General features: G+C 51.6%; 15 protein-coding genes. 4 read left to right on the forward strand and 11 right to left on the reverse strand.

What is annotated here, in order from left to right; all coding sequences use genetic code 11:
• The 6 genes from LQZ21_RS10920 to LQZ21_RS10945 all read right to left on the reverse strand — a co-directional run.
• Nucleotides 1-1,233: FIST N-terminal domain-containing protein (locus tag LQZ21_RS10920; protein ID WP_411044370.1), on the reverse strand; the 1,233-nt coding region annotated here is incomplete at its 3' end.
• Nucleotides 1,234-1,311: 78 nt separating this feature from the next.
• The gene (locus LQZ21_RS10925) at nt 1,312-4,341 is read right to left on the reverse strand and encodes a GAF domain-containing hybrid sensor histidine kinase/response regulator (RefSeq protein WP_411044371.1); all 3,030 of its coding nucleotides are present in this window, start codon (nt 4,339-4,341) and stop codon (nt 1,312-1,314) included.
• A gap of 175 nt (nt 4,342-4,516) precedes the next feature.
• Nucleotides 4,517-7,786 (reverse strand): ATP-binding protein, encoded by a 3,270-nt coding sequence (locus LQZ21_RS10930; protein WP_411044372.1) that lies wholly within the window; start codon nt 7,784-7,786, stop codon nt 4,517-4,519.
• A 95-nt stretch (nt 7,787-7,881) separates the two neighbouring features.
• Nucleotides 7,882-11,307 carry a response regulator gene (locus LQZ21_RS10935; protein ID WP_411044373.1) on the reverse strand — a complete coding sequence of 1,142 codons (3,426 nt, stop codon included), beginning with the start codon at nt 11,305-11,307 and terminating at the stop codon, nt 7,882-7,884.
• A gap of 123 nt (nt 11,308-11,430) precedes the next feature.
• Nucleotides 11,431-11,802: a PilZ domain-containing protein gene (locus tag LQZ21_RS10940; RefSeq protein ID WP_411044374.1), complete on the reverse strand. Its 372-nt coding sequence runs from the start codon at nt 11,800-11,802 to the stop codon at nt 11,431-11,433.
• 23 nt (nt 11,803-11,825) lie between these two features.
• Entirely contained in the window at nt 11,826-13,871 is a 2,046-nt protein-coding gene (locus tag LQZ21_RS10945; RefSeq protein ID WP_411044375.1) for a methyl-accepting chemotaxis protein, read from the reverse strand.
• Nucleotides 13,872-14,297: 426 nt separating this feature from the next.
• Between LQZ21_RS10945 and LQZ21_RS10950 the strand changes: the two genes are divergently transcribed.
• Together LQZ21_RS10950 and LQZ21_RS10955 are read left to right on the forward strand one after the other, a co-directional pair.
• The gene (locus LQZ21_RS10950; protein ID WP_411044376.1) at nt 14,298-15,353 is read left to right on the forward strand and encodes an HD domain-containing phosphohydrolase; all 1,056 of its coding nucleotides are present in this window, start codon (nt 14,298-14,300) and stop codon (nt 15,351-15,353) included.
• Nucleotides 15,354-15,393: 40 nt separating this feature from the next.
• On the forward strand, nt 15,394-16,809 hold the full coding sequence (locus LQZ21_RS10955) for a glycogen synthase (protein WP_411044377.1): 1,416 nt from the start codon (nt 15,394-15,396) through the stop codon (nt 16,807-16,809).
• Between the two features lie 144 nt (nt 16,810-16,953).
• Here the strand turns inward: LQZ21_RS10955 and LQZ21_RS10960 are convergent, their stop codons facing one another.
• The gene (locus LQZ21_RS10960) at nt 16,954-17,301 is read right to left on the reverse strand and encodes an FMN-binding protein (protein ID WP_411044378.1); all 348 of its coding nucleotides are present in this window, start codon (nt 17,299-17,301) and stop codon (nt 16,954-16,956) included.
• Nucleotides 17,302-17,364: 63 nt separating this feature from the next.
• Nucleotides 17,365-17,808, reverse strand: coding sequence for a thioesterase family protein (locus LQZ21_RS10965; protein ID WP_411044379.1), 444 nt, complete (start codon nt 17,806-17,808; stop codon nt 17,365-17,367).
• Nucleotides 17,809-17,948: 140 nt separating this feature from the next.
• Between LQZ21_RS10965 and LQZ21_RS10970 the strand changes: the two genes are divergently transcribed.
• A complete protein-coding gene (locus LQZ21_RS10970) occupies nt 17,949-18,788 on the forward strand; it encodes a M15 family metallopeptidase (RefSeq protein WP_411044380.1) in 840 nt (279 codons plus the stop codon).
• A 427-nt stretch (nt 18,789-19,215) separates the two neighbouring features.
• Here LQZ21_RS10970 and LQZ21_RS10975 read toward each other — a convergent pair whose 3' ends face one another.
• Nucleotides 19,216-20,631 carry an MATE family efflux transporter gene (locus LQZ21_RS10975; protein WP_411044381.1) on the reverse strand — a complete coding sequence of 472 codons (1,416 nt, stop codon included), beginning with the start codon at nt 20,629-20,631 and terminating at the stop codon, nt 19,216-19,218.
• Between the two features lie 494 nt (nt 20,632-21,125).
• Here LQZ21_RS10975 and LQZ21_RS10980 point away from each other — a divergent pair, with 494 nt between their 5' ends.
• A complete protein-coding gene (locus tag LQZ21_RS10980; RefSeq protein ID WP_411044382.1) occupies nt 21,126-21,779 on the forward strand; it encodes a hypothetical protein in 654 nt (217 codons plus the stop codon).
• Between the two features lie 355 nt (nt 21,780-22,134).
• Here LQZ21_RS10980 and LQZ21_RS10985 read toward each other — a convergent pair whose 3' ends face one another.
• Nucleotides 22,135-23,127 (reverse strand): ABC transporter permease, encoded by a 993-nt coding sequence (locus tag LQZ21_RS10985; protein WP_411044383.1) that lies wholly within the window; start codon nt 23,125-23,127, stop codon nt 22,135-22,137.
• Between the two features lies 1 nt (nt 23,128).
• Nucleotides 23,129-24,634: a sugar ABC transporter ATP-binding protein gene (locus LQZ21_RS10990; RefSeq protein WP_411044384.1), complete on the reverse strand. Its 1,506-nt coding sequence runs from the start codon at nt 24,632-24,634 to the stop codon at nt 23,129-23,131.
• Nucleotides 24,635-24,667: the final 33 nt, after the last annotated feature.

Raw genomic sequence — 24,667 nt, forward strand, 5'->3', positions numbered from 1 at the left:
GGGGGGAGAAGGGGAGGGGGCGGTACGGACGAGGGTGGGGGGGGGGGGGGGGGGGGGGGGGGGGGGGGGGGGGTAACTGTCCAACACACAGGAAATAATAGCAAAATTATGATATTGATTCACCACGGCCCCTTTTTCGCTATAGATCGGACAGATTTCTCCTGCCGCATAGACGAGGGTATAGGGAAGCGTTGAATCCTTAAATTCCTCCTGAACCGCCTCCATCTCCTCCCGGGGATTTGTCAGAATCACACTGCGGCTGATGCAGGAAAAGATCAGAACCCCTTCCCCTTCGGCCTCTTTTGCCGCGCCGGTAATATTTTTCGCGCTGTTAATGACTTCACCGGAACCGGGGGAACCTATATGTATGATAGATCCCGCAGGTGTGTTGACGCTGCAGGTCAGGCTGCCGTCATCATTGATGGCATGTATGATAAAGACTTTCGGCGGGGCGCTGCCGCCTGAGTCTATGGCAAGGGGAAACACGAAAAGCATATCCAGCTTCGCTTCGGTGATGAGGCCGATTTTTTTCATGTATTCCGCGGCGGGGATGTCGTTCACCCTGATCATCCGGTTTCCCTCCGCCGCGGTAACCAGGGCTTTTTGGTTGTAGATATTGTGCTTCCAGATGGAATCAACAAAAAACCGGGGCGCCAGATTCCCCGAAAAGAGCAGGATCGGCATTCTGCCGGCATAAGCCGTTCCCTCATAGAGGGTTTTGGGAGTCCTTATTTTTGTGTCCACGTCCAGGGCGCCGGTGCCGAGGATCGGCGCCCCCCGGGATTCCCGGTCCAGAATGTCGACCACCGTATCCCCCGCCAGATTGTACAGGGAGGGGGTGATAACAAAAATCATGGACGGAGGACCTTGCAGGGACACTGCCAGTTCCCGGTAGACCCTGGCGATCCGTCCTTCTTCGTCTTCGGTCAGGGGATCGGAAAGGCCCGTATGGAATTCGACATCATCGCTGGTGAGAACCGTCAGGGTAAGGATGAGGTCGCTCTCGGCTACCGGCACTGCCGCTCCCATGGTGGTACAACCCAGCGTATCAAAGGGCAGGGCTTTGCAGATGGCCTCCGCCGTTCCTGATTGGATAAAATCCAGATAACAAAACAGAAGCCCCACGGTGTTTTTCAGGAAACTGCCCTGGCTCTGTAGTTGTTCCTGAATCTCCCGAACCGCGGCGTCCGTATCGTCAATCTCGAAAGTATGGGCCGTCAGCATTCTTATCATGAATATATCCCCCCATAAACAAGACTTTCTATAATTTACGGTACACCCATTAAACCAGTTTGACAATGGCTATCACGGTCAAATAGTACCCAGGAATTCTTCCAGCCTTTTATGTATGGCGTCGTAATCGAAATTCTCCGCTTGTTCCCGAAGCCATTCAATAATTTCCTGCCCCTGTTCATACCGGTAACGATCCAGTTCCCCAAGGATCTCCTCGGTTACACTGGAGTTAAATTCCGCGGCGGCGGTGGATAAACGGGCCAGCAGCGCCCGCTCCGGTTCGGCCCGTGGTTCTTTTTCCTCTTTTGGCAGGCCGGCCTCCCATTCGTCCAGCAGGGCGTTAAGCCGTTCCGTCAATGCCAGGGCCTGCTTCCGCAGCCTTCCGTCGTTCTGCCGTATCAGATCAACATTCCCCGCTTGGGCGGCAAGTTCCAGTTCCCCTGCTAGTGCCGCTATCCCGCCCGCGCCAATCGCGTTACAGGTCCCCTTGAGACCGTGGACTTCTATGGCGTAATCCGGCAGGGATGTTTCAAGGTGGATGCCCATCTTCTCCAGCAAAAGCGGCGTATGGGTAACGAAGGATGTAAGCATCGGTATATAGACCGCCCCGCTGTTGCCGTAACGCATCAGAGCCGCCGCAAAATCTATTTCCTCCAGGGGATGTTTCAAAATCCACGTTCCCGCTTCATCAAGCTGTCCCTGGTTGAAGCCGGCTGTTCGAGCCAAATTCTGCTGCTCCGCGTCTTGTAAGACCGCCTCGCTCTGTTTGTCCCGGATCCAGCAGTTCAGCGCCATATCCAGCCGCTTTATATCGATAGGCTTGGGGATGAAGTCGTTAAAACCATTTTCCAGAAACATCTCCCTGTTTCCCGCCACCGCATTGGCGGTTAAGGCCACAATGATTACCTGCCGCGCATAGGGGCTTCCGATCTCGTTTCTGATAATCCTCGCCGCCTCCATCCCGTCCATTTCAGGCATCATGTGATCCATAAAAATCAGGTCATAGCGGACTTCTTCCGCCCTGATGCGTTCTACCGCTTCCCGGCCGCTCAAGACCGTATCCACCCTGAGGCCGTAGGGCATTAAAAGTCCCTTCATCACATCCAGGTTTGTCTCAAGATCGTCCACCACCAGTACCTTCCCGTAGGGCATCCAGGAACGGATCAGGGTATTTCCCCGGCTTCGGCCCCGATCTTCGATAAAGCGAAAATTACGGAGATTCTCCACCATTTCCCCGCCGATGGGCTTTTCGTCCAGTATCCCCTGGGGCAGGGTAACCCGGAAAACGCTGCCCGTGAGGTACTCGCTTTCCACCGTTATGGTTCCCATCATTTTCTCCACCAGTCCCTTGGTGATGGAGAGGCCTAAGCCCGTCCCTTCAATCCGCCGGTTCGCCGCCGTATCAAACTGGGTGTATTCGGAAAAGAGCTTTGCCAAATCTTCTTTTTTAATCCCCCTGCCGGTATCCTTCACCGTAAAACGCAGCCAGGCGTCGTCCCCCTGCCGTTCCCAGGTTATTGACAAACGGATTTCCCCGGCATCGGTATATTTGAAGGCATTGGAGAGGAGATTGTTGAGGATCTGTTTGACCCGCACTTCGTCACCATAGAGCCCTGAAGGAATGGTTTCATCGATCTCCAATTTGAATTCGATGGGCTTTGAACCAATCCGCGTGATGTTAAGCTGTACCGTGTCATTGATGAGGCCGGCAAATTCGTAACCGGTGGGAAAGATTTCAAAATTGCCGCTCTCGATTTTTGAAATATCCAAAATGTCGTTGACGATCTCCAGCAGGTGGGAGCCGGAGCCGTATATTTTTTCAAGATTAAGGCGGGTACTGTTGGGAAGAACGTTTTGAAGTTCCACCTCCGAAAGACCGAGGATGGCGTTAAGGGGGGTGCGGATCTCGTGGCTCATCCGGGCAAGAAATCTGCTCTTTGCCTTGGTACTGGCAAGGGCCTCCTCTCGCGCGTCGATAAGGTTCTGTGTCGTTTCGTTGCGTATCGCGGCATCGGCAAGCAGCAGGCTGCCGGATCGCAGGATATTTTCTTCCGAGGAGGAAAAATACCGTTCCCGACGGCAGTCGTCAAAGCTGACGAAACCCCAAACTTGGTTGTGCAAAAACAGGGGGATCATCAGGGTGGACCGTGCGCCGTAAGGGGCAATGAGGTCCCGCAGTTCCGGGTCAAGGGAAGTGACGGGGCCGTTTATCGACAGCTTCTTGAAAAATTGTGTCGTCCCAACGGATTCCGCCTTACGAAAAAAATAAAAACTCTTCAGATCGTTCGCCTGCTGTCCGGGATCCTTTGCCCAGTGAAAAACCGGCTGGTGATAAGCATCTCCGTCAATTATCCGGGTTTTCCAGATGAATACGCGATCAACATCAACACAGCGGGCCAGGATTTCCATGCCTTCCCGCAGAAATTCTTCAAATCGATCCGTATCCGGCGAAAACAGCGTCTCCGCCGCGTCCTTTACCGCGCGCAGCAGTTTATCCTGCTGAAGGATCTCGGCGCGGGCGAGAACCTCTTTTTTCTTTTCCATGAAGTACACTTTGTTTTGAAATTTGAAGATGACGCCGATGCATCCTCCCACAATAAGGAAAGACTGGATATGATCCAGATACACGAAAAAGTTCCGGTAGGCCGGACGGGCCACCAGATTCGGGTAACGGTAACTAATATAGTAGCAGGCAAAAACCAGCATAAGATGGGTAACACAAAAGGCCATGCCGCCTCTTCCCTTGGACAAAAGAAAGACAAGAACCAAACTCAATACAAAGTATGCCACAGAACTGCCCGCAACGCCGCCGAGAAGAAAATAGGCGGCAGGCAGAAAAATGTCGCAGATGGCGATTATCGTGATCCAGGTACAGGCGGTATACAGATGAAAGCGGTTGGAGATATATATCAGAACAGCGATAGAAAGGACTATAAACAGCCCCACAAGAATGAGAAAAGGCTTTGCCCCCATAAGGATGCGGGTAATCACCGCGGCGGAAGCGAAGAATATGCCGCAGAAAAATACCACATTGAGCATCTTTGCTTCTATGGGAATATCATCAGAAAAAATATAGGGGTAAATAATTTTCTTTAATTTTTTCACCATGAACCCTGTTTCCTTGAAAGCATCCTATACTTACCGCGCAGCAGTGTCAAGGCGCATGTTTTTAGGCATGCCCGGCACAGGCGGTAACCGAAAACGAAGTTTCCGTACCAACCGGATTTTTCGTACTATCCCTGCACAGAAGAGCCGGCTGCAAAATAACCAAATTGGGAACCGGCTAAACATCCAGGAATTCTTCCAGCCGCCGGTGCATGATGTCGTAGTCGAAATTCTCAGCCTGTTCCCGAAGCCATTCAATAATTTCCTGCCCCTGTTCATACCGGTAACGCTCCAGTTCCCCAAGGATCTCTTCGGTTGCGTTAGCGTTGAATGCTCCCGCGGCAGCGGATAAACGGGCCAGCAGCTCCCGCTCTGGTTTGACCCGTGGTTCCTTTTCTTCTCCCGGCAGACCGGCTTCCCATTCGTCCAACAGGGCTTTAAGCCGTTCCGTCAATGCCAGGGCCTGTTTCCGCAGCGTTTCGTATCTCTGCCGTACCAGATCAAAATTCCCCTCTTGGACAGCAAGTTCCAGTTCCCCTGCTATTGCCGCTATCCCGCCCGCGCCAATCGCGTTACAGGTCCCCTTGAGACCGTGGACTTCTATCGCATAATCCGGCAGCGATGTTTCAAGATGGATGCCCATCTTCTCCAGCAAAACCGGTGTATGGGTAATAAAGGATTTAAGTATCGGTATATAGACCGTTCCGCTGTTGCCGTAGCGCAGCAGGGCTGCCGCAAAATCTATCTCCCCCAGGGGATGTCCCAAAAGCCACTTTCCCGCTTCATCAAGCTGCCCCTGGTTGAAAGCGGCTTCGGTCCGTTCCGAATCCTGTTTCGCCGCGTCTTGTAAAACCGCCTCGCTCTGTTTGTCCCGAATCCAGCGGTTCAAAATCACATCCAACTGGTTTATGTCGATGGGCTTGGAAATGAAATCGGTGAAACCGTTATCCAGAAACATTTCCTTGTTTCCCGCAACCGCGTTGGCGGTTAAGGCCACAATGACTACCTGCTGCGCATAGGGACTCCTGATCTCGTTTCTGATAATCCTCGCCGCCTCTATCCCGTCCAGTTCGGGCATCATGTGATCCATAAACACCAGGTCATAGCGGACTTCCTCCATTTTGATGCGTTCTATCGCTTCCCGGCCGCTCAGAACCGTATCCACCCTGAGGCCGTAGGGCATTAAAAGCCCTTTCATCACATCCAGGTTTGTCTCAAGATCGTCCACCACCAGTACCTTCCCGTAGGGCATGTAAGAACGGATCAGGCTGGTCCTCCGGTTCCCGTCAGAGATAAAATGAAGATTCCGCAAGTTTTCTGCATGCTCAAAGCCGATAGGTCTCTCATCGACGATTCCCTGGGGCAGTTTCACCCGAAAAATGCTGCCCCTGCCGTACTCGCTTTCCGCGGTGATGCTTCCCCCCATCCTTTCCACCAGCCCCCGGGTAATGGAAAGTCCCAGGCCGGTTCCTTCGATACGCCGGTTAGCCACCGTCTCAAATTGGGTATATTCGGAAAAGAGCTTTTCCAAATCCTCCCGTTTAATCCCCCTGCCGGTATCCTCCACCACAAATCCGAGCAGCGCCGTGTTTCCCCGCCGTTCCCAACCCACCGAGAGGCGGACCCTTCCTTCCTCGGTGTACTTAAAGGCGTTGGAGAGGAGGTTGCTGAAGATCTGTTTCATCCGCAGTTCATCGCCGTAGAACTTTGAGGGGATAGTCTCATCGATATCCAGTTTGAACTCAATCGGCTTTATACCGATCCGCACAATGTTAAGCTGGATCACATCGTTGATCACATCGCAGATTTCGTACTCCACCGGGATAACTTCAAATTTTCCCGATTCGATCTTTGAAAGATCCAGAATGTCGTTGATAATCTCCAGGAGGTGGGAACCGGAGTGGTGAATTTTTTCCAGATTGAGCCTTGTTCTTTCGGGGGGGCTGCCCTGGAGTTCCACCTCCGACAAGCCGAGGACGGCGTTAAGGGGGGTGCGGATCTCGTGGCTCATCCGGGCCAGAAAATCGCTCTTGGCCCGGGACGCGGACTGCGCCACCTCGGTTTGTAGTTTCAGTTCCCGGGTCCGTTCCTGTACCGTGGCCTCCAGATTCAGGTTGGATTTTTCCAGCAGGGTGTTCATCTCGTCAAGCCGGCGGAACAGGACGCCGAAACGCCGGGCTAGAATAACGGTGGTAGTAATGGTGAAGATAAATATACCGATGCGGCTGACGTTAATAATGCCGTAACGTAAATAAATGCTGTTAACAATATCAATGATCGCGGTAACACCCATGATGGCGGCGCCGATTATAATGTTGCCCAAGGGTGTTCCGGCGAGGGATAACCAAAGAGCTTTCGGCAGGGGACGCTTTCCGGCGGATCTCCATCGGGTCCTGAAATCACGAAAAAATACATACCCCATATCGTAGCCAAGGACATACACAAGCTCCAATAGGGCAACCACCCACCATACATAAAGGACATCGTCCCCAAAGGAGTTTGAAAATATTCCCTGGGCAACGGTACAGAGAAGGCATAGCCCCCCGCATATCCTGCTGATTATGGTGGTTTTTCCGAAATTGAGGTGTTCCAAAAAAGCCGCCTGCAGGAATATCAGTGAATAGAGACTTGCGTATTCAAGCCGGAGGGTAATATCGGTGTTTGGGATAAAGTTGTAGATCGTGTTGCTTCTCATGAGAAAATAAATCCCCAGAAGAATGGAAAAAAAACAGTAATAGAGGTTATACCGATCCCGGGGCCGGCTTAAAAAAAGCAAAAAATGGTAAAGTCCTACAAAAAAATACACCGCGCAGAAGGCCATCACCAGAGATTCATCGTGATTTTTCCGGATGACCTCGTAGTCGCCGATATAATAGGGATTTTCATACCACAGGCCCGTTATGTCAAAGTGGGGCGCCCCCACAATGCGGAATGCCAGTATATTGGTTCCCCGGACAAAGGCGGAACTGTCCAGGGGAAATGAAACATAGCGCCAGCCTCTGCCGGACTTGATTTGCCCATCCTCGTCCATATGGATCTCCGATTTTACCAGGCGGCCATTGAAAAATATTTCCCAGTTATTCCCCAGGGCGGCCAGAAATATCCCCGGCTGGAAGGGCTTTTCTCCCCGTATTTTTTCAAACTGTTCCGCCTCCACGGTAAAAGGTATCAGCATGGTGTATTCCCGGTCTTTTTCCTTAAAGGGGGAAAGGAAAAAACGCCGGGGCATATCCGGCAGCCCCAGGGATTCTACGTCTGCCACTCCCTTCCGTTCCGGTCCCTTCACCAGCCAGGAACCGTCCGCACTATCCGGAACCACCGCGGTATCGGCGGGATCAAAACCGTTTTTTGCGTAAAGGGGGAAGCCGTTCAGGTCGATATAAAAAGCGTTTTCCCGGGCATCGGGTTTCGCCCCTATGCCGGCGCACCCGCAAAGAAGCAACAGCAATCCCGCGGCTGAAAAAATAGAGGCCAATCCTGAAAAAGCTGCGTTCCCAACGCTGAAGTTTTGGGAACGCCCTGGGATTTTCGTTTTTACTGCCATTAAGAATACTCAGGTATGAGGTTTTTCTTTTCCCCGGCATTCAGGATCGAGTTGACTTTCTCCAGCAGTATCCGGGGGACAACCGGCTTTACCACATAACCGGCGCCGCAGGAAACTATCCGCTCAATAACATCCGGCGTTTCATGGGAGGTAACAAAGATGATGGGGATGTCCTTTTGTTCGGAATACCCGGGATTGTTCCGCAGCTGTTCCACAAACTCAAACCCCGACATTTCCGGCATTTCGATATCCACCAGTGCAAGATCCACCTTAACGGAATTCAATATGGCCAGGGCCGCTATGGGTGATTTGGCAAGCCGTATGTCAAAATTGTCCCGTAGAATGGTTCTGATGGCGGTAAGGTTCAGCGGCATATCGTCCACCGCCAGAATTATTTTTTTCCCTTCCTGTCCGGTCATGGTAGTTCTCCTCTCTCCAGTGTTTTCACTAAGGGACCGTTCTTCCAGTTCTGTCAGAAAACGGTCCAGATTTTGAAGCAGCCTTTCCATGGTTTTGATAAAATTGCCGTTCCGGTCCTCTATGGTTTTCCAGTCCTTTGCCCTGGCAGCGGTTTCCAGAATATCCGCTTCCCTGCCCGCTTCTCCGGCGCAGATTTGGTAGCTCGTTCCCTTTATCCCATGGACCGTGATGATGTAGCGGTCCAGGGTTTCCCTTGAAACGTCCCGCAGGGTTTCGAGAAAATCCGGCATGGTGGCGGCATAGGAACGGAGGATTTCCAGATAGACAAAACCGTTCATGTACCGTTCCATTCCCGCCGCAAGGTCTATCCCTTCAACCGTTTTTCCGTCAAATAGGACGGATTGGGAAGGATCACCGGTATTGGCCCCATAGCGCAGTTTCTCCCGGATCTGCTTTTCCTGGGGTACCCATCTTCTCATGATTTGATGCAGCTTAAACATCTCAATAGGCTTGGCCAGGTAATCGTTAAAGCCCCGGAGCAGGAACATTTCCTTCATGCCGGAAAGAGCGTTGGCGGTAAGGGCTATAATGGGAGTCTCTTTTGGAAACTCTGGGGCGTGTTCCTTTTCCCAGGCCCGGATAGCGGCGGCCGCCTCGATGCCGTCCATGCCGGGCATCATGTGATCCATAAATATCAGGTCGTATTTGTTCTTCTTGAAAAGTTCTATTGATGCGGCGCCGGTGGTACAGGTGTCGATGATCATATTATATGGCAGCAGGAGACCCTGGGCAACCTTCAGGTTGGTGGTAACGTCGTCTACGATCAGGACCCGGGCGGAAGGCGCCGTAAACTTTGCGGCAGCCCGCTCCTTTTTAGTGCCCCGCATATCGATCCGGTAGTTCATAATATCCGCTATGGATAGGGTGTGCGCCGGCAGGGTGAGGAAGCGGATGTTGTGGACTCCCGACTCGGAGCCGTAATCGGCCAGGAGAATCAGGCGGGACTTGAGTTTCATATCCTTAAGAAGGGGCTGCAGCCGGACATACAGGGTCTGGGCTATAAATATACAGGCGTACTTGCGAGTTTCGTCATGGTCCCGGCGCAGGGCTTCAAGAAACGCCTCCTCAGTGGCTGCCAGGACATAGGGAACTCCCAGATTGTCCAGGGACCAGCATAGGGAATCCGCGTTTATCTTCCGGTTTTCATAGAGCAATGACATTTGTTCCTGCGGATTTTCAAGGGAAGCAAACCGTTCACCGGAATTTATTTTTTGCGGAATCTTGACGGTAAAGATGCTTCCCTTGCCGTAGACGCTGCGTACCGTTATGTCGCCGCCCATGGCGAGGCAAAGCCCCTTGGTTATGGCCAGCCCCAGGCCGCTTCCCTCAACGCCCCGGTTGGCCGCCATATCAACCTGGATAAATTCCCCGAATACCTTGTCCAGATGCTCTTCTTTAATCCCGATACCGCAGTCCTCAACCGCTATTTTCATCACAAAGTCCCGGTCCGATGATTCCTCCGCAGCTATGGAAAGTTTGATAAAACCCTGGGGCGTATACTTCACCGCGTTCCCCAGCAGATTCAGCAGTATCTGCCTGATCCGCCCCTCATCCCCGATGAGGTCGTTGGGCAGGGTGGAATCAATGTTGGTGATAAAGACCAGGGACTTTTCTATGGTCCGGATACGGATGATATTGATAACATCGTTGATGAGGGATCTAAAATAGTAATGAACGGGAATGATCTCCAGCTTGCCCGATTCAATCTTTGAAAAATCCAGAATGCCGTTGATGATGGATAAGAGGTTTGCCCCCGCCTGCTTTATGCCCATGGTATATTCATAGACTTCGGTGGATATTTTTTCCCGGAGGATCAATTCCGACATACCGATTATGGCGTTCATGGGGGTACGGATCTCGTGGCTGGTGTTGGCAAGGAAACTGCTTTTTGCCTGGTTCGCCAGTTCCGCCCTGCGTTTGGCCTCTTCAAGTTCGGCGATAAGGTTTATCTTGTCGGTAATATCGCTGATAAACAATATAGCGCAATAGAATTCTTTATATTTGTCATATACATAGGTAATGTCTATTTCGCATCTGGCATTGCTATTCAGGGCCCTTGCCTCAATCCGGTTGATTCGATTTCCCTCCGCAGCGGTTTTTGCAAAAACCAGCGTTTTGTCTCCGGGATCCAGGATATCCGTCATGTACATTCCGATAAATTCGTTCCGGGTCTTTTCAAAAAATGAAAGGGCGCTGTTGTTTGCCAGGAGTATCTTTCCATCTCTGTCCAAAATCAAAAGCGGGATCTTTGTCATGTAATAGATGTAATTTACCAGATTGGCCGCTGAAGTTACTACAGGCTGGTAATGTTCACTGTAATAGAAGGCGTTTATCAGCAAGAAAAACACCATGAAACACCCATACTTGTAGGTGGCGGGGAAATCAAAACGCACCACGAGCCACACAATGCCGATAAGAAAAACCACAATCCAAACTATGCCCTGACGGAGATTCCGGATATAGTCCAGGGTCATAATTATCCGCAGTACAATAAGGCTGTTTAAAAGAGGAGAAATTATACTAAAAAAAAGAGCATAGTAGAAGGCCGGGTTTTTTATCAGCATCAGGTTTATCGCTCCGTTTGTATATTCCACCTCCCGGTATCCCTGGAAAACGATAAAGAAGATTGCCATGACGGCGCCGAAGATTTGCGGCCATACTATTATCCGGGCAAGCCGGCTGTTATTAAAAGAAACCTGAAAACAGGTTATCAGGGGCAACGCTACGTTGATGGCAATCTCGGTCACGATAAGGGCGGCGCCAACTATAAAAGGGGACCGGCTCTCTGTTGCTATGGCCACACCGATAATCCAAACCGCCACATCAACGGAGACCAGGGGCAGTATCCAGTTGATCCTGCCGGATCTACCGCTCAGATATAGGATATACAGCCCCAGGCCCAGGGAGAGGAAACTTAAAAAATACAGTATGGCCGGCCAGGACATACTACACCACCAAACCAATATCGGCGAGAAGATCGAATCCGGAAAGCACCCGAATTGTAAGTAGACAGAGGGATGATCCCCTACTGTATAAGAACTCGGACAATTCCATCATAGCGGCGTCCTTTACCGCCGGCTTTGGGTTTTTATATGGTCAAGGTATTTCTCGAAAGTCCTGCCGGTGGGAGGCCTGACAACCAGAAAGCCGGCGCTAAACTTAGTTTCGGTACTTTGTATCCAGCGGACTTCAACCTCCAGTTCAAAAAGCTTCACCCCGGAAGCGGCTTCGGGTTTTATCTGCATGGTATAATGATCGCCCACTGCAATTGCCGCATAGGTTCTGCTTTCCATAAGGAACCCCCCGCTGCTGATATTTCTCAGGATAGCTTCACCTTCAAAGCCATTAATACCGACCCTGACTAGGCAGCCATAGCGGGGCGCCCGGGGAGCCGGCTCCTGCACCGTTTCAATCTTTTTTTTGCTCTTTACTAACAACATACCACACCTCGATTATTACAGGCTTAAGATTGGTCCGGGGGTATAAGATAATGCCCCTCGGCAATTTTCTGCGCAATTTCAAGGGACTCTGCAATTTTTTTACTTGCCATTTGTACATCCAGGATACTGTCATTTACATCCTTGGATATATTTTTCAGACTTTCTACCATATTATAGATGGCATCGCTTTCTTTTTGTATCTCGTCGGAACCGGTACGGACCTGTTCGGTCGTTTCCCGCAGACTCGTTAACGCATTGAGTACCTGGGTTCCGTTTGACGCCTGGGCTTCCACCGCGGTATTTACCGAATTTAGGGATGCCTGCATATCGGTTACTTCGGTAAACATGCTGCCCAGGGTATCGACGGTTCCGGTGGATACCTGCCGCATCTTTTCGATACCGTCCCGCATATTTTTTATTTCATTGGAAATGGATGTCGATTCCTTGTTCGACAGTTCCGCAAGGCTCCGTACTTCCCCGGCTACCACCGCGAATCCCTTTCCCGCTTCCCCCGCGTGGGCCGCTTCTATGGCCGCGTTCATGGCGAGAATGTTCGTCTGGGCCGCGATATTTACCAGAGCAGCGTTGGCCTCTTCCAGAAACGCCGATTGATCCGCAATTCTGGTGAGTTCTTCCGTGAGATTATTCAACATTTTCCGGCCCGCTTCGGAGGACCTGCTGAGGTTTCCGGTGGTCTCGTGGGCCTGATGTACCACTGTGCGGACCGAATCAATGTCTCCCACCATCTGTTCGATTGATTCGGAAGACCGGGAAATGGTATCGGCCTGAATATCCACCGCGTTTTCCAGGGAATGGATATGGGTGATGATACCCTCCACCGAATCGGCGGTTTGAACTACCGAATCCATCTGGGCGTCGGTTTTATTCTGTACCGCCTCCATGTTACGGGAGATAACCCCCAGCCCGTCGGAAGATTCCCGGATGGAGACATGGAGGTTCCCGCTGACGTTTTTCTGTCCCAGGTGTTCGTTATTAATATCGGTAATAGTCTTCTTAAGCTCATCCCGAATGGTATGAAATGCCCGCTGTACGTCCCCGATTTCATCCTTCCGGTCCCGGGGAATATTGAGGTTAAAGTCCATGTTCGCCAGGGCTTGCGCGGCGGACTCAATTTCGATGATAGGCTTGATAAGGAAGACGCGCAATACGGATATAAAGATGAACACCGCGAGAATAGCCGCTGCTCCGGCGATGGTGAGGGTTTTTACCAGCATCTGGTTTATTTCAAAGAAGTATTCACTCTTTTCTTCGGTTCCAACCAAAAACCAGTCCGTGTTGGGGACCTTCGCGCCTGCGCCGATAAGGGATTTTCCGTTAAAGGTGTATGCGGCAACATCACTGCTGTTATGCACTATGCCCTCCAGAAACAGCGCCATGGACTGCAGGGAAGGATCTGTTGCCGCCTCTTCTATCGGATTAAACTGATTGTACACCAGATCCGTATCGGGGTGGCAGATAATCGTACCCTGGGAGTTGATCATATAGATATAACCGGTTTTCCCTATGGTGATTTGCTTGGTCATGTCCGAGAGGACCGCGCCGTCCCGCCTCCCCGCCAGAACCCCCGCCACCTTGTCGTCAACCATGATGGGGGCCGCAAATATCACCCCCGGCTTGCCTGTCTGCCGGCTTATAAGCACGTCCGAAACAACCGATTGCCCGGCCAGGGATTTTTGAACGTAATCCCGGTCCGCAAGGTTTGCGGTACTGTCATCTGTCATATAACGGGCGGTCCCGTCCGGAGCGACAATGAAAAACTCTATATACCCGTGGCGGTCAATCTCCGGAAGGAGGCTGTTCCGCTGGGTTTCCCAGTCCATGGTCTTGGTCCGGGCGCGGTTTGCCAGTTCGTAGAGCACATTGAGCTTCCCCTCAACGATGCTCTCGGAGATAAGCCGGGCCGCGATTTGCGACTGGCTTTGCAGGGATTTTTTAGCGGTTCCTTCGATAATTCCCGAAGCTATCGTATCGGAGACAAGGGCCAAACCGGCCATAAAGATAAGCACCAACGCTCCAACGATTAAGGATACTTTTAATGATAATTTCATAATTTGCCTCTTTTCTGAATAAGTCCATGGGCAACGCCGGATCATACCCATGGCAGCTGCAAAATCAGCTATAAAAATACCCTATTATGTGCTATATTTACCTTATTGAATCGGTTTCAAAACTTCAGTTTTGAAACAGCAACCTTAGATTTAAATGCAAAAGCGAGCCTTTAGGCCTCTTTTGCAGAGCCAGTTTCAAGACTAACCGAGTTTTGAAACTGGCTCTATTGCCTCAAAATTTAACATTTGAAGCAAATTTTATTATATATGCCTTTTTATTTTTGATCAATCTGTAAAAATCCGGTAAAATCGGCGGAGGTTTTTCTTCTATATAATTATAATTAGGAATTCCCGGATGCTATTGAAAAAGTGATGTTCTATGCTATACTGGGGCGGTACTATCCGTATCCTCTTTAGGGGCCTATTATGCAGGATGGAAAAAAGAAAGTTGTCCTCGTGGATGATAATCCGGTTAACTTAAAGCTGGCCAGAAATACGCTCATGGAGCGGTACAACGTCTTTACCGTGCCAAGCGCTGAAAAACTGTTCCAGTTTCTTGAGCAGACCCTGCCGGATCTGATCCTGCTGGATGTGGTTATGCCCGAAATCAACGGGTATGAGGCTATAGGAACCCTAAAGAGCAATCCCCGGACCGCCGGCATTCCGGTCATATTTCTCACCTCCAAAACGGATACGGTCAGCGAACTGGAGGGCTTTAGTCTGGGGGCGATTGATTATATCTCCAAGCCCTTCTCCCCCCAGCTTCTTTTAAAGCGGGTGGAAGTGCATCTGCTCCTGGAGTCCCAAAAGGCGGAACTGAAAAATCTGAACGAAAACCTCCAGCATCTGGTGGACGAGAAAACCGGGGAAGTTCTTGAACTGCAAAACGCCGTGATGATTACCATGGCAAACCTGGTGGAATGCCGGGACGACGTAACCGGAGGCCATGTGGAAAGGACGGAACGGTTTCTGCGTATTCTGGTGGAGGAGATGGGGGCCCGGGGAATATACAAGGATATACTGGATACCTGGGACATCAATTTATTCCTCCAGTCCTCCAAACTCCACGATGTGGGCAAGATAGCCATCAAAGACAGTATACTCCTCAAGCCAGGTCCCCTGACCAGGGAAGAATTTGAGGAGATGAAAAAACATACCGTCTTTGGCGAGACGGTTATTGAAAAAATACAGCAAAATGCCCGGGAAAGCATATTCCTGACCCACGCCAAGATCATGGCCGGCACCCACCATGAAAAATGGGACGGTACGGGCTACCCCCGGGGGATGGCGGGTTCCAATATTCCCCTCCAGGGACGGCTCATGGCCTTTGTGGATGTATATGACGCATTGATTTCAGACCGGCCCTATAAAAAAGCCTTTCCCCCCGAACAGGCGGTAAAGATAATCAGCGACGGATGCGGGACCCAATTCGATCCGGATCTTAAAAATGTATTCCTTGCCGCTGTCGGGCGTTTTAAATAATACCCGTGGCAGATGGCACAGATCAAAATAAGGAAAAAATATGAACATTTTATTTGCCTCCAGCGAAGCGTATCCCTTTTTTACTTCCGGTAAGCTCGGGGATATGATCGGAAGCCTTGCTGTGGCGATGCGGCGGCAGGGGACCGATGTCCGGGTTATCCTGCCCCTCTACGGTGATATGCGGGAAGAATGGCGGGGACAATTACGGTACATTACCAATTTCAACGTTCCGGTGAGCTGGCGCAACCAATACTGCGGCCTTTTTGAACTGGTCCGGCAGGGGGTTACCTACTATTTTCTGGATAACGAGTATTATTTTAAGCGTCAGGGATTTTACGGATTCTACGATGACGGTGAACGGTTCAGTTTTTTTTCCCGGGCCGTTCTGGAAACCGTCGCCCGCCTTGACCATAGCCCCCATATCATCCATTGTAATGACTGGCAGACTGCGTTGATCCCGGTATATCTTAAGCTCTATTACCGGCACATTGAAAAATACGCCCCTATCAAGACCATTTTCACTATCCATGATATCCAGTATCAGGGAAAATACGGCCCCGAGATACTGGAGGGGACCCTGGGCATAGGGCGCGAAAATTTTCATCTGGTAGAATACGATGGTATTGTAAATTATATGAAAGGGGCCATAGAAAGCGCGGACCTGGTCAGCACCGTATCCCCCGCCTATGTGGAGGAAATTCTAGACCCCTGGTACGGCTGCGGCCTGGACTCTTTTTTGCGCCTCCAGAAACATAAGCTCCGGGGCATCCTCAGCGGCATTGACCAGGATGAATATAACCCAGCCACTGACGCCTACATTGCCGCCCAGTATGACGCCGACAGCTTTGAAACGGGAAAACCCTTCTGCAAGGAAGGACTGCGGAATCTCTTCGGCCTCACGAAGCATGAAGCTCCCCTTATCGGCATGGTGATCCGTTTTGAAAGCCACAAGGGACTCGATCTCTTAATCCATGGGGCGGACGAGATTCTCGGCGGAGGGATGCAGTTGGCGCTCATCGGTTACGGCGGCGGCGTCTATGAACGTTTCTTCGGCGAGCTGGCCGCCCGGTGGAACGGTCAATGCGCCGTCCGTTTCGGTTTTCTGCCGGAGCTTGCCCGGCAGGTATACTCAGGGAGCGACCTGTTCCTCATGCCCAGCAAATTCGAACCCTGCGGCCTTGCGCAGATGATTGCCCTGCGTTACGGATCAATACCCATTGTGCGCCAAACCGGCGGCCTCAGGGATACTATTACCGAAGGGAAGGACGGTAACGGTTTTAGCTTTGTTTCCTACAGTGCCGATGAACTGCGGGACGCCTGTTTCCGCGCCCGGGACGCATGGCAGGACAAGAATGCATGGAGCGCCCTCGTCCACCGGGCCATGCGCTGCGATTGCGGCTGGGACAAACCTTCCCAACGCTATCTTGAGCTGTACCAACAGGCAATGAAACTTTAACCCCGGGGCGTGCCCAAAAAGTAATTTAGGTTACAAGCTGCGAACGATTCCCGGCCTCAAGCAAACGGGACCTTACCCCATCCGGTAAACACAAAGACAAGCGAATAATTGACCGCGCAGCGGTCTACCTTGCGGTCGAATGCCTCATCCCCCGCTCCCCACCGCGTCTTCTACCGCCTCAAGAAAACCGGCGCTTGATTCGGTGGCCCCGGAGATCGCGTCCACATCGGTGGACCCCGAGGAAAGCACCACCTCCAGGAGTTCTTCCAGGGCATACCCTCCCACCAGGGGATCTTCCCCGTGTTCCAGGATCTCTATTCCCCGGATATCTCCCCCGGGGCCTATCTGTACCCGCAGGTGTATCGGTCCCCGGTAACCTTCCCCGAATCCCTCATAGAAGCCCCCGGTGTCACCGGGCCCGGAACGCAGGCCGGCGCAGCCCCACATAAAGCCCGCGGCCAAAACCAAAAGAAAAAAACAGGAGCCCTTCATACTTCCTCCATGGGATTTGAAACTGACACCCTATATATGGGTTTGTCCCGGAGGCTGCTTTAATTACCCCTTCTTTTTTTCCGCTTTTTCGGTAAATTTTTTATTGTTGATGATGAAACGCCGATGGGTTCCTTCGCCGATTTTTTCACGGCCATCTTCGGCTTCCACCCGGAATTCCAGCTGCCGGCCATCAATCGCAGCCAGCTCCGCGGAGGCCCGGACCAGCATCCCCGGCGGAGTCGGCGCCAGGTGCCGTATCGCCAACTCCGTCCCCACCGTGGACCAGCCCTCGGGGAGCATCTTATCCACGGCATCCACCGCGGCTCCCTCCATCAGGGCCGCCATGGCCGGGGTCGCATACACCGGCAACCCGCCGCTGCCATAGGCCCGCGCAAGCATGGCCTCCGTAACCCGCTCCTCCCTGGCGCCCTTCATTCCGGGCCTTAGCCCACCCGCTGCCTCAAAAAAACCCGCGCTTTGCCCCTGGCTCATGTCCTTGGATCCCATACCTTCCCCCTCATAATCTTTCTTTTTAGAGGACCCCTTCTTCCCCTGCTCAACGTACCCCAGGACAAATTTTTGGAGCTTATCCTGAGGAACGGATCGATCTACTGGATATTTTATGATTTTTTTACCATAGTTGCTATATGATACGAAAGAAAGCCTATGCCTCCCATTTTTTAAGCGTGATTATGATGGTTCTTTTGTTCCCCTCCTGTTTTAAGGCGGAGCCCCGGAGGGAAGAAAACCCGGAGCCGGTCCAGAAGGCCGCGATGGATACGGAAGTCGTTTTGAATGATCAGATCCAAAATATGCTGGAAAAAGCGGAAATCCCCCCGGAACTGGCCCGACGGATTTTAGCGGCTGCGGTGGAGGGGCCCACCTTTATTTTGGACCTTTTGATGATCCTGGAGGGGGATCCCTACCTCCGCATCCTGGTAGATAAGAAACATCCCCTCCCACCGGATTACGCGCCCGAAGACCTGGTAGAACTGACCGAAAGCTCCTACCGGGTAAGCAGGCCGGGCCTGCTCCTGCGGCAGGCCGCCGCGGAGTCCCTGGAGGAGATGGCCGCCGCTGCCGGGGCCGAGGGGATAACCCTGATCGTGTCCTCTACCTACCGGTCCTACGCCTATCAGGAAGGGATCTATCAACGGAATGTCCAGGAATTGGGGCAGGAAACTGCGGATCGGGAATCCGCCCGGCCGGGTTACAGCCAGCATCAAACCGGATCGGTGGTGGACTTTGGGTCCATCACCGACTCCTTTGCCGAAACCCCGGCGGGCCGCTGGCTCCTGGTTAACGGAAGCCGCTTCGGCTGGTCCCTCTCCTTCCCCGACGGGTATGAGGCTGTCACCGGCTACCGCTGGGAAAGTTGGCACTACCGATACCTGGGCCGGGAACTCTGTGCCTTCATTGATACCTATTTTGACGGTATCCAGCAATACGCCCTGCGTTTCATTAACGAATGGGAACAGCACCGGTAAGCCCCACAGGCTGCTGCCGTGTAAACAAGAAATTTACCACGACAGCGAAGAAGGGAATTAAGAATGAATAACTCATGTTACGTAAGGGTCCCAAGGAGAGATTTTAACCACAAACCTCACGAACTACACGAACAGAAACAAAGACAAAGGGGCGTTTCACCGATAGTTCTTTCCTGCTTTCCCCCGAACAAAGAAGAGAATTCAGGTATATATTCCGGAATATCGAAGCAAAAGTTCGTGATGTTCGTGTCGTTCGTGGTTAATCCTATTCTTCCTGCGTAACTGCGTAACATGAGTGAATAATGAAAAGCGGACCGTTCTTCCTCATTCTTCGTTTTTCCCTCTTCATTATTCATTATTTCCTTCTTCGCCTTCGTGGTTGATTCCTCTTTATGTAATTGCTCATATCACTGTTTAGTATAATCACCTAAGAACGCCTGCTTGCGGCCCGGAGTTTTTTAAGCTCAAAGAAGATCATCACCGCGGTAAGAATTACGGAAAAGCCGTCCGCCACCGGCGCGGCGCAGATCACCCCGTAAAGCCCCCAGAGCCTGCCGAAAAGGAGCATACAGGGGATAAGAACAATGCACTGCCTGAGCATGGAGAGGAGGATGGAAATTTTCGGACGGCCGGTAACCACATACACATTGGTGGAGATGATCTGAAAACCCACCAGGGGGAGGATGAGCATCACCACCCGCATAGCCCAGGGGGTAAGGGTCAGCAGGGCGGGACTCCCCTCGGGGGCGAAAAGCCGGACCAGGAGGAGGGGAAACCCCTGCACCAGGATGAAGCCCAGGGTACAGATGAAGGTGGCCGCGGAAACAGCCCCCAGGTACGCCCGGATGACCCGGTTGAACTTTTTGGCGCCGTAGTTGTACCCCAAAATAGGCTGGGCCCCCTGGTTGATACCGAATATGGGCATGAGGATCATCATGGAGATGGACCCCACAATATTCATCCCTGAAAGGGCGATGTCCCCGCCGTTGGCCACCCCCAGGGCAGCGACGCCGTAGATACTCATACTGTAGTTGTAACAGAGCTGTACGGCGGACATGACAAACTGCAATAAGAACTGGGCCGACCCAAAGGCCATGATCGACATGATTATTTTTCCGGAGGGCCTAAACGATGCGAACCGGAGCTTGATCACCGCCCGCTTTCCCAGGTTAAAAGACAGGATCCACAGGGCAGAGGCAAACTGGGAGATAATCGTGGCCCAGGCCGCCCCCTCAACGCCCCAATGAAAGATGAAGATAAAGATGGGGTCCAGGATCATGTTGAGCCCCGCACCGATGATCATGCCGATCATGGTGATGGAGGGAAAACCCTGGGCCCGGGTACAATGGGAAAAACCAAAGCCCACCAGAAAAAAAACCTGGCCGTAGAGGATGATACGGTAATAATTGCGGGCATAGGCCAAGGCCCCGCTTCCCTCCTGGGATCCCAACAGGGAGAGGGTGGGTTCAATAAAAACAAGCCCCGCGGTCATAAGCACTGCCCCGATGCCCGCCAAAAGCCAAAAACAGTGGTTCAGGGCATTTTCCGCCTCTGCCCGCCGCCCCTGCCCCAGGCGCATGGAGATCATATTGGCCGACCCCACGCCAAAAAGCATGGCAAAGGACATAGATATAGTCATCAGGGGCAAAATCAGGGATAAACCGCCCAGGGCGACCTCGTTGACCCCCCGGCCGACAAAGATCCGGTCCACCACATTGTAGAGGGCGCTGACCAGCATCCCGGTTATTGCGGGGATGGAAAAACGCAGCAGCAGCTTTCCGACGGGCTCCGTACCCAACCGGTCCGCGGCGTCTGTATAGGGCAGGGATGACTCACTAGGCATAAAAACTCCGTTTGTTAAAGACTGAAAGCGGTTTCACCCCCCGGAGACTTTTGAAACCGGCCCACCTTCCCTTAAACTGAAATCTTGGGAACATCTCACTATATATAAAATCCCGGTAAATTACAACGGACCCTGTATGCCCCCAGGGTAAGAAGGGCTCCTCCAGCGCCAAGCATTCCCTTGATACCGTGATCCAGGGCGTGGGATGCGGGTGTTGCCGGGTCTTTTTGCGGCATGATAACGGTAAAAATATGAGTCTATATACCCCATATATAGCGTATCTATCCATCAAACAGACGCTTCATGTGGCGTATATTGGAGCGATCTTCAATTTTTTCCGGTCCCGAGGGGGCCGCCAAAGCAAAAAATAACGAAAAATTCAAAAAATTTTAAAAATAAAGTAACATTTTTTTAAATACTGTGTTAAAATAGTAAGTACCCTAATGATACACTATCCCTGGTTTGGGGGTATATTTCTTAAAAGGAGTGGATGTATGAAACGTCTTGTGTTTTTTCTCTTAATTATTGGTATTGCGGTATCAGTATTTGGTCAGGTGCAATTACCGGAATACCGGTTTGCTTCGGGCAGTTGGAGTTTTGTCGGAACCCGGTTATATCAAAACGATGCCCGAGCCCCTCTGGCTAAGGTAAATTTCCGGGTGCCCCAGTCGGGTCCCATGATCTATGAATTCAATGCCCGCTATGAATCGGGCGCCGAAGACGGCCATGGCGGCTTTGGAATACACCTTTTCGCCGATTCCGCTTATAATGCCGCTTCCTGGGGAGTGGGAAAATCCTATCTTCTATGGCTCAACTATGATGAAAACCCCATCAGAAATTCTGGAATTCCCGGGGGACTCAGCGCCCAGGTATATCGGAGCAATACGAATTCAAGCATGACCCTGGCGGATAGTATAGATCTGAACGAATTCATCTATCTGCTTACCAACGAGAATCTCTCCCGGCCGGTTCCCGTAAAAATCTGGATGGACGGTTCTACCGGCGAAGTCCGGGTATACGATCCCACGGATCCGGACCTGGCCTATTATTTCTATTTTTACATTGATCCCAAAGACGTTCCCATCCGGGGAGATTGGGTTGCCCTGCGGACCAACGGCATAAAATTATCTTTCGGTCTGGGACTGTAACCCCCCGGACCTAAAAAGGGGGATTACCCCCCAAAAAAACACACCTCCATAACGCCGGCTTTAAGCCGGTGGGTGTGTTTTTGTTTTTTCACGAAAACCTCTGGTAAGCTGTAACGTCTAAAAATTGGCAAATAAGAACTAATAGAATTTAACCACGAAGGCGAAAAAGGGAGGAGGGAGGAGTTAGGAGTGAAAAGCCAGTCTTCCTCACTTCTCTCTCCTAACTCCTCTCTTAATTATCCTTTCTTCCCGTATTCCCTTCCTCGCCTTCTTCGCCTTTGTGGTCGAATTCTCTTCCCGTCTCTTCCTCTTCGTTCGTGGTGTTCGTGGTTATTTACCCCGGTTAAGAACCAGTTTAGCCCCGGCCCGTGCGCTTGCGGTCTATCAATACCGCGATGATGATAATACTGCCCTTGACCACCTGTTTGTAAAACGCCTCGACCCCCAGGAGGTCCATGCCGTTGTTGATGACCCCCAAAAGCAGGGCGCCGATGACCATGTCGCTGATGGTTCCTATCCCGCCGGAAAAACTTACCCCGCCGATGATACAACCGGCGATGGCATCCAGCTCATACCCGCTGGCAAAGGCCGGAGCCGCAGATTTTATACGGCCGGCAAAAAGGGTACCCGCAAGACCCACCAATATTCCCTGGATCAGATAAGCCTTTATCTTAACCGCATCCACATTGATCCCCGCAGCCCGGGCGGCTTCCTCATTGCTGCCAATGGCATAAACATAACGGCCCAGGGGACGTTTGTTCAGGATATACCAGGCAATGAGGATTACGATAATATAGATGATTACCGGCCAGGGAATGGGCCCCAGGGATTCGGTCCCAAAATAGTTAAAACTATCCGGAAAATTTGCTACAGGCATACCGTGCGCAAAGATCAGGGCAAGCCCCCGTCCTATGGACATGGTACCCATGGTAACAATAAAGGCAGGAATTCGGGCCTTGGCGATGATAGTACCGGCAAAAAGGGCAACTATCGATGCCGTCGCAATACCGACAATAAACCCGACAATAGCAGGAAGCCCCCAGCCATTGGCGCCGGTAGAAACCGCAAGTCCGGCCATAATTCCGGTCAGGGCAAGGGTGGAACCGAGCCCCAGATCGATACAGTTCATGATAATGAGAAACCCAATACCAATGGTAGCGATACCGATACAGGACACCTGTCTAAGTACATTGATAAGGTTTGTCGCCCGCATGAAGTTCGGCCTGGCTATTGAAAGAAGCACCACGATGAAAAAGAACCCTATCAAAATCCCGTGATCCCTGAGAAATTGTCCATAATTAAAAGATCTGAGCCTCCCGGCTACGGTCTTTGCTTGTGTATTGGCCATGTTACGCCCCCATTTTTACAGTTTTTACGGCCAGCTCCATGATTTTATCGGCGGTCGCTTCTTTACGGTCCAAAATACCGGTCTGGATCCCCTCGTGGAGTACCAGCACCCGGTCACTCATCCCCAATATCTCCGGGAGTTCGGAGGATACCATCAACACTGCCTTTCCGGTACTCGCCAGGGTAGACATAAGCCGGTGTATCTCCGATTTTGTCTTCACATCAATCCCCCGGGTGGGTTCGTCCAGAATGATGATCTCCGGATCGGCGTTGAGTACCCGGGAAACCGCTACCTTTTGCTGATTTCCGCCGGACAGGTTTTTGCATGCCTGGGACGGGTCGGAATGTTTGATCTCCAGTTTGTCCGCGTATTCGTTAAAATAGCGCATCTCCAGGTTCTTTTTCAGGCCCGGTCCCCGCATACACTTTTTCAGGGCGGACATAAGCACATTATCTTTGATGGAAAGTTTTAAAAACACGCCGTTTTTTTTGCGGTCCTCGGGGACCATGGCTATGCCCCGCTTGATCGCGTCGCCGGGAATATGGTTTATTATCCTTTCACCTTTAAAGTAAATTTCTCCTTTACTTGGCCTGCGGGCCCCCACGATGGCCTCCATTAATTCGGTACGGCCCGCACCCATAAGGCCGGCAATCCCCAGGATCTCTCCTTTTCGTAAGGAGAAATTGACATCATCAAATTCACCTTCCACGGAGAGGCCCTTTACTTGGAGTACCACCTCGCCGATGGCGCTTTCCTGTTTCGGGAAAAGCTCGTTCACCTCCCGGTCCACCATCATCCGGATCAGATCCTTTTCCGACACCTCCGACACCTTCCCCGAATGGATGAATTTTCCGTCCCGCAGCACCGTCACGGTTTCGCAGATATTGTAGATCTCTTCCATTTTGTGGGAAATAAACACAATGCACTTTCCCTGCTTCTGAAGGGTCTTTACCGTGGAAAGGAGGTATTCAATCTCGTTTCTACTCAGCGCCGAAGTCGGTTCATCCATGATGATGATCTCGGCGTTTAAGGATATGGCCTTGACGATTTCCACCAGTTGATGCTTGGCCACCGTCAGATCCCGTATTTTCGTTTTTGGGTTCAGGTTCACCCCCAGCTCTTTAAGCAGGGCAAGGGAATCATCGTACATTTTTTTGAAATCCACTGATCCGGCTTTCGTTTTTGGCTCCCTGCCGAGGTAGATATTCTCCATCACCGACAGTACCTTGACCTGGTTGAATTCCTGAAAAATCATACTGATGCCCGCATTCTGGGCGTCCCTGACGGATCTAAAATGTATTGGTTTGCCGTTCAGGATGATTTCCCCGCTGTCGCTTGTATAGAGACCGATAAGGATCTTCATCAGCGTGGATTTACCGGCGCCGTTTTCCCCGACCAGGGCATGCACTTCGCCGCGCCGCAAAGTCAAGCTCACGTTGTCCAGGGCGTGTACCCCGCCGAACCGTTTGGAAATATTTTTCATTTCCAGGATAATTTCTTTTTCCACTGGCGCTCCTCCAATCCGTGTTTTTAAAATATG

This window comes from Treponema sp. TIM-1 (assembly GCF_046533115.1).
Lineage (GTDB): Bacteria > Spirochaetota > Spirochaetia > Treponematales > Breznakiellaceae > JAIRMO01.